The organism is Actinomyces israelii, assembly GCF_030253495.1.
In the GTDB taxonomy this organism is placed as follows: domain Bacteria; phylum Actinomycetota; class Actinomycetes; order Actinomycetales; family Actinomycetaceae; genus Actinomyces; species Actinomyces israelii.
On sequence record NZ_CP124548.1, the window covers coordinates 3603917 to 3617301 of the forward strand.

The following is a 13385-nucleotide window of genomic DNA, read 5'->3' on the forward strand; positions in this document are numbered from 1 at the left end:
GCCGCCCCGAGGTTTTCGACTAGGAGGGTCACGCAATGGCATTAGATCACCGGGACAGTGCGGCGGAGGAGCTTCGGAGGATCGAGGACTACCGAAAGAGCTTTCGTCAGAGCACCCGTTTCGATGACCGGTTCGCCTGCCGTATGCTGGCGGTAACATACTTGCTGGGATTCGGGGGCCAGTATCTCGCGATGATCCTGTTCCCGTCCTTCGCCGACAAGGCAGGAACCGTGCTCATGTCGGTGGGATCATGCGCCGTGTTCGTCGTCTTCAGGCACAGCCTCCGACAGCACGCGGGCATCAGCGGGAGAGCCATCCGGAAATCAATTTACTTCGGATCCGCCTGGCTCGTCGGTATGGCGGTGGTGTCGGCTGTAATCGCTCTTATTGTCGCCCGGCTCCCCGGCCTCGACGTCATTGGAGTCACGCGGATCGTTTACGCGGTCGCATGCGTTCTAACGGGATTCATGTACATAATCGGCGGCATATTATTTCATGACCGTTCAGAGCTGTCCCTGGGCGGCTGGCTCATTGTGGTGAGCGTTTTCAGCGCCCTCCTGGGAATGCCTCTCATGCTCCTGTCGATCGCCGTCCTGTCAGCTCTGGGCTTCCTCGGTCTGGCGTTCGTCCGATCCCGCGCCGATCAGCGGGCGGCATCATGACTCAGAAACAGATCGACGATCTCATTCACGCCCCGACCAGGCTGAGAATCATGGCCGCCCTCGTAGAACTGGGGCCTGACAGTGAGATCACGTTCCCAAGACTGCAGACTCTGCTGAACATGACCCCGGGCAACCTGTCCAGCCATTTGAAGCGCCTGGAGGGCGCGGACTACCTGGCCATGTCGAGGAGCTTCACCCCCCGGGGCGTGGCCAAGACCACTGTACGGGTGACGGACACGGGCATTGCGGCCTTCGACGCGTACGTCGCCAGCCTCAAGAGCATTATTGGTGCGCCGCTGGAGGCGTGACCCGCCCCGGGAGATCACCGGAACCGATCTCGGTGCGGAAGTGGACCGATCCCGGCGAAGGGGCGCGGCGGGACGCGGGGCGAGAGCGCGCCCCGGCGCGCTCAGGCAGGCGGGACGTTGCGCTCGAGCTCGGCGATCCAGGCGGCTGCGCCGGCGTCCGAGGGCATGCGCCAGTCGCCGCGCGGGGACAGCGAGCCGCCCGCGACCACCTTCGGCCCGTTGGGCAGCGTGGAGCGCTTGAACTGGTTGGAGAAGAACCGGCGGAGGAACAGCAGCTCCCACCTCCTGATGGCCGCCAGGTCGTAGGCGACCCGCTCCTCCTCCGGCAGCCCGACCGGCCACCGGCCCTCACCCGCGTCCGCCCAGGCCTTCTCCGCCAGGAAGGCGATGCGGCTCGGCCGGGACCCGCGGCGCAGCACGTGCCACAGGGTGAAGTCCTGCAGGGCGTAGGGGCCGATCCTGGCCTGGGTGGACTGGATGGGCTCGCCGTCGTCGGCGGGCACCAGCTCGGGGCTGATCTCGGTGCCGAGGACGGCCAGCAGCACCCGCCCGACGTCGTCGGAGAAGATCCGCTCGGACACCACCCAGCGGATGAGGTGCTGGATGAGGGTCTTGGGGATGCCGGCATTGACCCCGTAGTGGGCCATCTGGTCGCCCACCCCGAAGGTGCACCAGCCCAGGGCCAGCTCGGACAGGTCGCCGGTGCCCAGCACGATGCCGCCGCGCCGGCCCGCGATGCGGAACAGGAAGTCGGTACGCAGCCCGGCCTGGACGTTCTCGAAGGTGACGTCGTAGACCTCGCGCCCGCGCTCGCCGCGCCCGTAGGGGTGGTCCATGGCGGCGAGCATCTGCTCGGCGGCGGGACGGATGTCGAGCTCCTCGACGTGGCAGCCGAGCGAGCGGGCCAGGGCGAGCGCGTTCCGCCTGGTCTCGGCGCTCGTGGCGAAGCCGGGCATGGTGATGGCGTGGACGTGCTCGCGGCCAAGGCCGAGGCGGTCCACGGCGCGGGCGGCCACAATGAGCGCGTGGGTGGAGTCCAGCCCGCCGCTGACGCCGATAACGATCCTGGGCAGCCCGATCGCGCGCAGCCGCTGGACCAGGGCGGCGACCTGGATGCTGTAGGCCTCGTAGCAGTCCTGGGCGAGGCGGGCAGGGTCGTCGGGGACGAAGGGGAAGCGGTCCACGGCGCGGCGTAGGCCGATGTCGGTGCGCGGCGCCCGCAGCGTCCGCCGCCCGATGCGCACGGTGCGGAAGCGACCGGGCCCGACGGCGTCCGCAGCGCCGGGCGCGGGGGCGCCGTCGGGCCCGGGGTGCCCCCGCCCGGGGCGCCCTGGCCCGCCGAGGGCGAGCGCCGCACGGTTGTCGTCGAAGGAGCCCTGGCGCAGCCGCTCGGCGCGCAGCCCCTCGATATCGACGTCGATGACCGTGGCGCGCGGCCCGTCGGGGAAGCGCTCGGTCTCCCCCAGGAGGTCGCCGTTCTCATAGATGAAGGTCTGACCGTCCCAGGCCAGGTCCGTGGACGACTCGCCCTGCCCGGCGGCCGCGAACACGTAGGCGGCCAGGCCCCGCGAGCTGGAGGCGCGCGCCAGGAGCTTGCGGTCCTCGGCCCGGCCCACGGTGATGGGCGAGCCGGAGAGGTTGACCAGCACGGTCGCCCCAGCCAGGGCCGCCAGCGACGACGGCGGCACGGGCACCCACATGTCCTCGCAGACCTCCACGTGGAAGGTCAGGCCCGGCACGTCGGCGACCTCGAAGAGCAGGTTCGGGCCGAAGGGCACGACGGCGCCGCCCTCCCGGTTCCCGACGGCGGGGGTCGCCCCTGCGCCGTCGCGGTGCCCGACGGCGCCGCCCTCCCCTGCGCCGTCGCGGACCCCCGGCAGGGAGATCCGCCGGGCCGCCGCGCTGCGCCCGTCGGCGCCGTCGGCGAAGTGCCGCTTCTCGTAGAACTCGCGGTAGGTGGGCAGGTAGGACTTCGGGACGACGCCGCGCACGGCCCCGCCCTGGATGACGACAGCACAGTTGTACAGGCGGTTGCCCTCCCGCAGGGGCGCGCCGACGACGATCGCCGGCAGGAGCCCGGCGGAGGCCGCGCGGATGGTCTCGATGGCGGCGAGGACCTCGTCGAGCAGCACGTCGCCGAGCAGCAGGTCGTCGATGGAGTAGCCGGTCAGGCTGAGCTCGGGGAAGGCGGCCAGGCACACGCCGTCGTCGGACAGGGTGCGGGCCTGCTCAATGATCGCCGTCGCGTTGGCGGCGGGGTTCGCCAGCGCGACGGGCAGGGTGACGGCGGCCACGCGCGCGAAGCCCTGGTCGTAGGCGGAGCGGAACTCGATGGCCGGCCGGCCGGTGGCGGGGGGCGGCGTGGGTGCGTCCTGGTGCATGTGACGATCCTCCCACGGACGTCGGGGCGGGGCGCGGGGCGGGCTGCGGGCAGCCGGAGGGCCCCCCGGGGCGGCTCCGGGGCCCCGGAGGGGCCCTCAGAACCCCCGACGTTACCGATTCGTTACCTTCGGAGAGGAATCGAGATCATTTCGTTATCATGGGCCCGCGGAATCTCGCGGAATCCCCGTGGGGCGGGATTGGATTTTCGAGCCGGGACCCCCTATAGTTTTCCTCGTCGGAACGCGGACGACACGAGGGGATCAGGGACCCTGTTGACTGTCGTCGCGTTCGGGGATGTCGCGATTCAGGGACCGCGCCCCCGAGCCCGACACGAGGCCCCGCACCGCAAGGTGTCGGGGCCTCCCTCTGTTCTCCGGCAGGTCATGATCGCAACACCTGCCGGAGAACCGCCGGGGGACGTCGCGATCAGTCGAGCCCCGGCTCGGGATCGCTTCGCTTCCGCGCCGAGACCGGTTCACCCGCGGGCATCGGCGTCGATCCGCCACCGCTCCCGCAGCCCGTCCACGAACATGCGGACCTCCGGCTCCATCGAGGTGGCCAGGCACTGATCCGCGGCGCTGTCCGGCGTCGTCGAGCACAGCCACTGGATCTGGAGCCCGTCGCTGAGGGCCACGACCGACCGGGCGATCATCCGCGACGGAGCCTCCGGACGCACGGTGCCCGTCTCCTTCCCCCGCTCCAGCGCCTCCTCGATCATCCTCACCGAGCCCGCCAGATGACTGGCGAACCACCGGTGAGCCGGATGCTCGGCGTCGAGCACGGACACCGCCGTCGCCGCGTAGATCGCCACGAGGTCCCGGTGAGCCGAGTTGTGCGCGACCAGCGTCACGAAGGCGTCGAGCAGCTCCCACGGGTCCTCGATCGCGCCACCACCCATCACGCCGACGAAGTCGTCCTGGTCCCGCCGCGCCAGCACCCGGGCGAAGAGCGCCTCCTTGGAGGAGAAGTGGTGCAGCAGCCCCGCCTTCGAGATGTCCGACGCCGTCGCGATATCGGCCAGGGACGTGCCGGCGTATCCGTGCGCCCCGAACAGCGCGATGGCCTCGTTGAGGATCCGCTCGCGCTTGTCCTCGCCGCCGGCCCTGGGGCGGCCCGGCTTGCGCCGATCGGCCTCCTCGATCTCGGAGGGATAGTCACCGGGGGAGGCACTGTCAATACTGTTCATACCAGCATTGTGGCACCGGGTCCCGCCCGCGCCCGGCAGGCGCGTCCCAATATCTCGAACTGATCTCAGCGCGGAACTGATGCGCGCGGGCCCGGCGGCCGCGCGACCATTCTTCGACGGCGAGGCTCGGCTTGTCCGCAGTTCGGGCGCCGCCCCGGGGACGGCCCGCAACTGGTGCGCACGCGCTCCTTGCGCGCCGGTACGCGGGGCGGCCGCGGCAGGCCGGCACGCATTCGCCCATCGCATAACACCGCGCCCCCTCCCGGTGCAGCAGCAGTCTATGAGGATTATCCATGGGACTTATGCGAATATGATTTCGAGGATGACCGCGAGAGCTTCGGGTTGTCGCCAGTCCAGGTCGGCCTCCCGGGGGTCCCGGAGAGCCGATGGAGGCCCGGCGGCGGGCGCCCCGAGTCCCCTTGAACCGATCTCGAGCCGGAAGCGGACCGATCTCGACGCGGAGTACGACCGATCTCGGCGAACGGGCGGCGGCCGCCGCCGGTGGACGGGGAGGGTGCCGGCGCGGGCACCTACAGCGTCCCGAACGAGAGCACCTCCACGGCCACCCACACGCAGAAGTCAGCCGGCTGCTGACCCTGAGGCGGAGGAGGGCATCATTCCTTTGCCGACGCTCAACCCGCCACAAGCAGCAACGCACCCAGCGTAAGCATGAGCGAAGCGGCTACATGCCGCTCACTACTCAACCTGGATATCACTGGGTCTCACCACGTACCCCAAAGAGCGCAGAAAAGGCCCCGGCCCAGCGCGCACCATAATGAGAGGCCTGGCCGAGGGCCGATTGATTGGGTTTGCAGCATCGGACTGGGGCGAAAGAGACCGATGCCGCCATTTATGTGTTCTGCATAATATCCGGGACCGAGTCGCACGAGTCGCACGTCCACCCACCCTGCGGAGCGCCTGGCCTCGACGCGGGCCCGGCCCGCCTGCCCCACTTCCCCACGCAGAAGCCCGGCCGGGGGCGGCAGGTGAACGCGCCTGCCGCCCCCGGCCCGCCAGCCGTCGGTGCACGCCGTCCCGGCTCAGGCCGGCCTCAGAGCCCGCCGCCCCGCCCGGCTCACACGGCGCTGGTTGCGGACGGCGCCCAGGCCTCGCCGCGGGCGGTCAGGGCGAGCCCGGCGAGCACGCCGTCGGGGCTGACGTCCACCACGACCTCCTGGCCGTCCAGGACCTCCCCGGCCAGGATCATGCGGGCCAGCTCGTCGCCGATCTCGCGCTGGACCAGGCGGCGCAGCGGCCGCGCCCCGTAGGCGGGGTCGTAGCCCTCGTCGGCGAGCCAGGCGCGGGCGGCGTCGGTGACCGACAGGGTGAGCCGGTGGCCCGCCAGGCGCTCCTGCATCTTGGCCAGCTGGATCTCGACGATCCGGCCCAGCTCCTCCTTGCTCAGCGGGTCGAAGACGAGGGTGTCGTCGAGCCGGTTGAGGAACTCGGGCTTGAAGGAGGCGCGCACCTGCGCCATGACCTCCTTGCGCTTCTCCTCGGGGCTCAGCAGCGGGTCGATGAGGAACTGGCTGCCGAGGTTGGAGGTGAGCACGAGGATGACGTTGCGGAAGTCCACCGTGCGCCCCTGGCCGTCGGTCAGGCGGCCGTCGTCGAGCACCTGCAGCAGGATGTCGAAGACCTCCGGGTGGGCCTTCTCGATCTCGTCGAGCAGCACCACCGAGTAGGGGCGGCGCCGCACGGCCTCGGTGAGCTGGCCGCCCTCCTCGTAGCCGACGTACCCGGGGGGCGCGCCCACGAGCCGGGCCACCGAGTGCTTCTCGGAGTACTCGGACATGTCGATGCGCACCATGGCGCGCTCGTCGTCGAACAGGAAGTCGGCCAGCGCCTTGGCCAGCTCGGTCTTGCCGACGCCGGTGGGGCCGAGGAAGAGGAAGGAGCCGGTGGGGCGGTCGGGGTCGGACACCCCGGCGCGCGAGCGGCGCACGGCGTCGGCGACGGCGGTCACGGCCGCCTTCTGCCCGATGAGACGCTCGCCGATGACGGACTCCATCTCCAGGAGCTTCCTCTGCTCGCCGGCCATGAGCTTGCCCACGGGGATCCCGGTCCAGGAGGAGATGACCTCGGCGATCTCGGTCGGGCCGACCTTCTCGGCGATCATGGGCTCGGGCGCGGTGCCGGGCTCGCGCTCGACGCCGTCGGGCCCGACGACGGCAGCATCGGCCGCCGCCTGAGCGGCCTCCATGTCGCGGATCTGCGCCTCCAGGGAGGGCATCTCGCCGTAGCGCAGGCGCCCGGCCTCCTCGAAGCGGCCCTCGCGCTCGGCCAGGTCGGCCCTGGTGCGCAGGTCGTCGAGGGCGGCGCGCAGCTCGCCGACCCTGTTGTGGCCGGCCTTCTCAGCCTCCCACCGGGCGTTGAGCGCGGTCAGGCGCTCGGAGGCGTCGGCCAGCTCGGCGCGCAGGCGCTCCAGGCGGTCCGCGGCGTCCGGGTCGGCGGAGGAGCCCTCCTCCTCGATGGAGTCGGCCAGGTAGGACTCCTCCATGCGCATGCGGTCCACCCGCCGCTGGAGCTCGTCGATCTCAACGGGGCTGGAGTCCAGCTCCATGCGCAGACGTGAGGCCGCCTCGTCAATGAGGTCGATGGCCTTGTCGGGCAGCTGGCGGCCGGTGATGTAGCGGTCGGACAGGGAGGCCGCGGCCACGAGGGCGCCGTCGGAGATGGTGACCTGGTGGTGGGCCTCGTACTTGGGGGCGATGCCGCGCAGGATGGCGACGGTGTCGGCCACGGAGGGCTCACCGACGAAGACCTGCTGGAAGCGGCGCTCCAGGGCGGGGTCCTTCTCGACGTTCTCGCGGTACTCGTCCAGCGTGGTGGCGCCGACCAGCCGCAGCTCGCCGCGGGCGAGCATGGGCTTGAGCATGTTGCCGGCGTCCATGGCGCCCTCAGACCCGCCTCCCGCTCCCACGACGGTGTGCAGCTCGTCGATGAAGGTGATGACCTCGCCGTCGGAGTCCTTGATCTCCTTCAGGACGGCCTTGAGGCGCTCCTCGAACTCGCCGCGGTACTTGGCGCCCGCGACCATGCCCGCCAGGTCCAGGGCGATCAGGCGCTTGCCGCGCAGCGACTCGGGCACGTCGCCCGCCACAATGCGCTGGGCCAGCCCCTCGACGACGGCGGTCTTGCCGACGCCGGGCTCGCCGATGAGGACGGGGTTGTTCTTGGTGCGGCGGGACAGGACCTGGACGACGCGGCGGATCTCGGCGTCGCGGCCGATGACCGGGTCGAGCTTGCCCTCCCGGGCGGCCTCGGTCAGGTCGGTGCCGTACTTCTCCAGGGACTTGTAGGTGCCCTCGGGGTTGGGCGAGGTGACGCGGGCGCTGCCGCGGACCTTGGGCAGGGCCTCGCGCAGCGCGGCGGCGGTGGCGCCGGCCTCGGCGAGGATGCGCGCGGCGGCGTCGGAGGACGGCTTGCCCGCGGCAATGCCGATGAGCAGGTGCTCGGTGGAGATGTACTCGTCGCCGAGGCTCTTGGCCTCGGCGGAGGCGGCCTCGAGGGCGGCAAGCAGGCCGCGGGAGGGCTGGGGCTGGCTCACCGAGCTGCCGGACGACGTCGGAAGCTGGGTGAGGGCGCGACGGGTGGCGGCGCCGATGGCCTGGCGGGCGCCGGCGTCGGGGTTGACGGCGGCGAGCAGGCCGACGGCGACGCCGTCCTCCTGGCCGAGGAGCTCGGCGAGCAGGTGGAGAGTGTCGATCTGGGGGTTGCCGGCCGCGGCGGCGGCCTGCATGGCTCCGGAGATGGCCTCCTGGGAGCGGGTGGTGTAGTTCGTGTCCATGTGGACCTCCTTGAAGTCGTTCAGACGGCGCAGGTCCTGGCGGGCGGGGCGGTCGAGGGCCCGCTCCTCCGGTGGTGCCGGTGGCGGTGAGGTCCCGGTCCGCGGGCCCGCGGGGATCCTGGCGTCTCCGGCCAGTGCAACCTCGCCAGAGCTGAGTCTATTCCGCTCAGCTTACTGGCAAGCCGGGCGCTTTCTGCGATGAGCGCCACACGGGCCCCTTGGCGCGCCCCGCAAAGACGCCGGACCCTTGCACGCGCCGCCCACGGAGGACCGGCGCACGCGGCGCCCTTGACACGGAGCCGTCGGGCACGCGGCATGATCGCCGCCAGAACCACGACCGTCGCCGACACCGAGACCTCCGCCGGACGGCGACCGGCACGGCACCGGTGGCGGCGGCTGTCGGCGGCCCCGGGGGTCGCAACCGGCGCTGCGCGGAGGCCGTGCAGGCTCTCGCTGGCGAGTGGCGGCCCCGGGGGTCGCGACCGGCGCGATCGCCCCCGGCATCGATCTGCCCCGCGGGGGGGGGCGCCCGGGGAGGGCTGAGCGGGAAGCGGACGGACTCCGGCAGTGGGTACTTCTGCCCACCGCCGCGCCAGGACCATCGCATACAGTGAGAAGTGTTCTTCAGCAACGACCCCAAGCACCGGGAGACACTCATGAAGACCTTCCACCGTGCAACCGCCGTCACTGCCGCAGCGCTCCTGTCCGCATCCCTGGCGGCATGCTCCTCGACCAGCCCCAGGAACGATTCCAGCGGCGACTCCAAGGATCAGGAGAGCTCGGCCCAGCCGACAGCCGTATCCGCTCAGCCGGCGCCCGCCGGATACCAGATGGTCACCACGTCCACGTCGAAGATCTCCTTCGCCATTCCCGATAACTGGCAGATCCTGAGCAAGGACGCCGCCCAGGACGACCAGCGGGTTCAGGCTATCGCGGACGCGCTCGGCAAGAGCCCCGACGAGGTCCGCACGATGCTCTCGTCCCTCGACATGCAGGCCATGTCCACGGCTCCCGACGACAAGGGATTCACCGAGAACGTGAACGTCGAGCCGGTGACAGGGCCCACCTCCCTGCCGACCGAGAACGACATGTCCCAGATGATCCAGGGGCAGAACGGCACACCGGGCGAGTACTCCACCACGCAGACCGCGCTCGGGGAGGTCGCCGTCATGACCTACACCATGACCGTCCAGACCACCACGGTGCAGGGCGCCGTAATCGCCGTCCGGACCAAGGACGGCACCTGGACTCTCATCTGGGTGTCAACCTCAGAGACCTCCCGCGCCAAGGAGCTGGCCGGCATCATCACGTCCACGCTGTCCTGACGCCCCCACCCTGACGCCTCCGCCTCCTCAACACGCCTGTTCGCGTCCGCGTCCCGACTACGCTCATCGCAAACACGCGGGAACGAGCAGACGGGCACCGCCATCACGGGAACCCCGCCGGGGCGGCCACCTCGCCGCCGGGCAAGGTGCACTCGCACCAGCCCGGCGGGGGCCTTCTCCCCGTCTGCTCCGATCGTGATCGTCACATACTGTATAGACGGTTCCTCTGCAATATCGGGAGACGATCATGAAGGCCTTTTCCTGCGCAACCGCCGCAGCAGCAGCATTGCTGTCCGCCTCCCTGGCGTCCTGCTCATTGATCGGCTCCGAGGATGACCGGGGCGTCACGGCGCCAACGGGCACGGCCTCGCAGAGCGCCGAGCCGACGGATGCCTCCACCGACGGGGCCGACGACGGCTACCAGACGGTCACGGCGCCCTCAACGCAGATCTCCTTCGACGTCCCTGCAAAATGGAAGGTGATCAGCAACGACGGCCAGGGGACCGCGATTATCGCCGAGACGCTCGGCGTCGGCACCGACGGGGAGGCCCATGCGCTCACGGCCGTCGACCTGGAGGCCATCGCTCCGAAGCGCAGGAAGAAGAGCTACGCGGAGAACGTGAGCGTCGCACCGGCGGCGGAGTTCTCCTCCCTGCCGAGCGAGGAGACTCTGTCCGAGCTGATCCGGACATGGGGGGCCACCCCGGGCGAGTACTCCGTTTCCGAGACGGCCCTTGGAGACGCCGCTGTCATGACCTCCTCCATCACCGAGTACGCCACCGCGGTGCAGGGCGCCTCAATCATTGTCTCGAGCAAAGACGGCGACTGGACGACCATTACGGTGCTGACATCAGACGCCTCCCGCACCAAGGAGCTGACCGACACCATCATCTCCACCCTGTCCTGACGCCCACGAGCCGCCCGCCGCCCACATCATTTTGTGACTCGCGGCGCCCGCGCCGGCGTGCCATGCTGTAGCCAGGCCGGTGCCGCCCGGCACCGCGCACCCCGACGAAAGGAGGTCGCTATGGGACTTGGTGACCTGACGAGCAAGGCTGGTGAGCTCCTCGGCTCCGACAAGAGCGAGGCCGTGACCGATCAGGCTCTCGACAAGGCCGCCGATGCCGCCAAGAAGGCGACCGGCGGCAAGTTCGACTCCCAGGTCGAGGCCGTGCGCGACGCTGTCGACTCCAAGATCGGCAGCGCCTGAGCCCAGGAGCATTGAAGCGGCCCTGTGATCGCAGGTGAGCCCCGGCGCCCCGCGGGGTGCCGGGGCTCCTGCGCTCCGGCCGGCCCGCCCGACGACGAGGCCCCGCCCAGTGGGCCCCTGGGCTGGGCGGGGGCCCGGCGGGCCCCCGCCCGGGAACCTCCTGCACAATGCCCCCATGACCGACCCGACCGACCCGACCGACCCGACCGACGCAGCCTCCGCCCAGCCCGGCCTGCCGCCCGTGCCCGCCTGGCTCGACGACATCGAGGGCGACCGGGCCCTCGCCTGGGTCGCCGAGCACAACGCCGCGACCCGCGCCGTCGTCGAGGGAGCCGAGCGCTTCGAGGCCATCCGGGCCGAGACCGAGGCGATCCTCGACTCGCCCGACCGCATCCCCGCCGTCGGCCAGGCGAACGGCCTGCTCTACAACTTCTGGACCGACGCCGACCACCCGCGCGGCCTGTGGCGCCGCACCACCTGGGAGTCCTACCGCGCGGGCGCCCCCGGTCGGGCCGACAACGGCACCGCTGCGTCAGGCGCGGCCTCCGCCGAGACCGGCACCCGGTGGGAGGTGCTGCTCGATCTCGACGCGCTCGGCGAGGCGGAGGGCGTCGCCTGGGTGTGGCACGGCGCCCAGGTCCTGCGCACCGGGCCCCTGGCCGGTCGGCGGGCCCTCGTGGCCCTGTCTGACGGCGGTGCGGACGCCGATGTCACCCGCGAGCTGGACCTCGACACCGGGCGCTTCGTCCCGCCCGCCGAGGGCGGCTTTCACCGCGGGGCCTCCAAGGGGTCGCTGTCGTGGGCCGACGACGAGGGCGGCTCGGTGCTGGCCCTGACCGACCTCGGCGAGGGCTCCTTGTCCCCCTCCGGGTACCCGCGCCAGGTCAGGCGGCTGCTGCGCGGCCAGCAGCCGGCCGAGGGCGAGGTCCTGCTGACCGCCGCAGCCGACGACGACGGCGCCTGGGCCCACCGCGACCGCTGGGGCCGCACCTGGCTGCTCACACGCCCCGACTTCTACACCGAGGAGCTGTGGCTGCTTCCCGACGGCGCCCCCGCCCTCCCGGCGTCGTCGGGACCGGGCGCCCTGGCGGAGGCCTCCGCGACCGTGGCCCCGGGAGCCGTGCACATCGACGTGCCCGCCTCCGCGGAGGCCTCCGCCGTGTGGGACTGGCTCCTGGTCAGCCTGCGCGAGGACTGGGAGACCGGCGGCGCCGTCCACCGGGCGGGCTCGCTGCTGGCCGCGCCCCTGGAGGACTTCCTGGCCGGCGGGCGCGACTTCGAGACCCTGTTCGCCCCGACGCCGTCGGCCTGTCTGATCGGCTTCACCGCAACCGCCCGCCACCTGGCCCTCACCCTGCTCGACGACTGTGCGGCCGCCCTGGAGGTGCTCACGCCCCCGCGCGCCACCACCGGCGGGTGGGCGCGCCGCCCCCTGGACCTGGGCGCGCTGGCCGGGAGGCCCGATGCCAGCGCCCGCGCCGATGCCGAAGCCGACGCTCCTGCGCGGCCCGACGCGCAGCCCGACCCCACTGCGCTGCGCCCGGGCCGGCCCCTGATCGAGGTCAGCGCCACCGCCGTCGACGGGCGGGAGGGCGACCGGCTGTGGCTGACGACGTCGTCCTTCACCCGGCCGACCACCCTCATGGCGGGCGAGCTCGACGACGACGGCGCCCTGACCGGCGTCGAGGTGCTGCGCGCCGCGCCGGAGCGCTTCGATGCGACCGGCGTCGAGGTGAGCCAGCACGTGGCGGTCAGTGCGGACGGCACGCGCGTACCCTACTTCCAGATCGGGCGGCCGGTCGCCGACGCCGAGGGGCGCGCCGCGGGCGGGCCGACGATCCTGTACGGCTACGGCGGCTTCGAGGTGCCACTGGGGATCGGGTACCTTCCGGTGACCGGCAAGGCGTGGCTGGAGCGGGGCGGCACCTATGTCATTGCCAACATCCGCGGGGGCGGGGAGTACGGGCCGGCCTGGCACCGCGCCGGGCTCAAGGAGCACCGGCACCGCGTCTACGAGGACTTCGCGGCGGTCGCCCGGGCGCTGAGCGAGCGGGGCGTCGCCGCGCCGGGGCAGCTGGCCGTGCACGGGGGCTCCAACGGCGGCCTGCTCGTGGGCAATATGCTCACTCAGTACCCCGACCTGGTCGGGGCGGTGCTGTGCGAGGTGCCGCTGCTGGACATGCGCCGCTATACCCACCTGCTGGCCGGCGCCTCCTGGCGGGCCGAGTACGGGGACCCGGACGACCCGGCCCAGTGGGAGTTCATCCGGACCTTCTCCCCCTTCCACCTGCTGGAGGCCGGGCACGACTACCCGCCGGTGCTGCTGGTGACCTCGACCCGGGACGACCGGGTCCACCCGGCGCACGCGCGCACCATGGCCCACCGGCTGGAGAGCCTGGGGCAGATGGTGACGTACTTCGAGAACTCCGAGGGCGGGCACGGCCGGGCCTCGACCAATGCGCAGCGGGCCTTCATGAGCGCCCTGACCTACGACTTCGCCTGGCGGACCCTGCGCTAGCCCG

General features: G+C 71.6%; 9 protein-coding genes. 6 read left to right on the top strand and 3 right to left on the bottom strand.

Features of this window, described 5'->3' with window-relative positions; translation table 11 throughout:
• Positions 1–35 precede the first annotated feature (35 nt).
• On the top strand, positions 36–662 hold the full coding sequence (locus AIF0345_RS14990) for a hypothetical protein (protein WP_268917310.1): 627 nt from the start codon (positions 36–38) through the stop codon (positions 660–662).
• Positions 659–970, top strand: coding sequence for a transcriptional regulator (locus AIF0345_RS14995; RefSeq protein WP_268917311.1), 312 nt, complete (start codon positions 659–661; stop codon positions 968–970). Before AIF0345_RS14990 ends, AIF0345_RS14995 begins: the two co-directional genes overlap by 4 nt.
• A gap of 101 nt (positions 971–1071) precedes the next feature.
• On the opposite strand, the gene AIF0345_RS15000 is transcribed toward AIF0345_RS14995, so the two are convergent.
• The 3 genes from AIF0345_RS15000 to AIF0345_RS15010 form a co-directional block, all read right to left on the bottom strand.
• A complete protein-coding gene (locus tag AIF0345_RS15000) occupies positions 1072–3351 on the bottom strand; it encodes an NAD(+) synthase (protein ID WP_285296592.1) in 2280 nt (759 codons plus the stop codon).
• A 476-nt stretch (positions 3352–3827) separates the two neighbouring features.
• Complete coding sequence (locus AIF0345_RS15005; protein WP_268917313.1) at positions 3828–4538, bottom strand: TetR/AcrR family transcriptional regulator; 711 nt, start codon at positions 4536–4538, stop codon at positions 3828–3830.
• Between the two features lie 1075 nt (positions 4539–5613).
• The gene (locus tag AIF0345_RS15010; protein ID WP_043560970.1) at positions 5614–8328 is read right to left on the bottom strand and encodes an ATP-dependent Clp protease ATP-binding subunit; all 2715 of its coding nucleotides are present in this window, start codon (positions 8326–8328) and stop codon (positions 5614–5616) included.
• A gap of 617 nt (positions 8329–8945) precedes the next feature.
• Between AIF0345_RS15010 and AIF0345_RS15015 the strand changes: the two genes are divergently transcribed.
• The 4 genes from AIF0345_RS15015 to AIF0345_RS15030 all read left to right on the top strand — a co-directional run bounded on the left by AIF0345_RS15015 (position 8946) and on the right by AIF0345_RS15030 (position 13381).
• A complete protein-coding gene (locus AIF0345_RS15015; RefSeq protein ID WP_285296593.1) occupies positions 8946–9653 on the top strand; it encodes a hypothetical protein in 708 nt (235 codons plus the stop codon).
• Positions 9654–9900: 247 nt separating this feature from the next.
• Positions 9901–10560, top strand: a complete 660-nt coding sequence (locus tag AIF0345_RS15020) for a hypothetical protein (protein ID WP_268917315.1) — start codon at positions 9901–9903, stop codon at positions 10558–10560.
• 120 nt (positions 10561–10680) lie between these two features.
• Positions 10681–10863 (top strand): Rv0909 family putative TA system antitoxin, encoded by a 183-nt coding sequence (locus tag AIF0345_RS15025; protein ID WP_268917316.1) that lies wholly within the window; start codon positions 10681–10683, stop codon positions 10861–10863.
• A gap of 175 nt (positions 10864–11038) precedes the next feature.
• Positions 11039–13381: a prolyl oligopeptidase family serine peptidase gene (locus AIF0345_RS15030; RefSeq protein ID WP_268917317.1), complete on the top strand. Its 2343-nt coding sequence runs from the start codon at positions 11039–11041 to the stop codon at positions 13379–13381.
• The last annotated feature ends 4 nt before the right edge of the window (positions 13382–13385 follow it).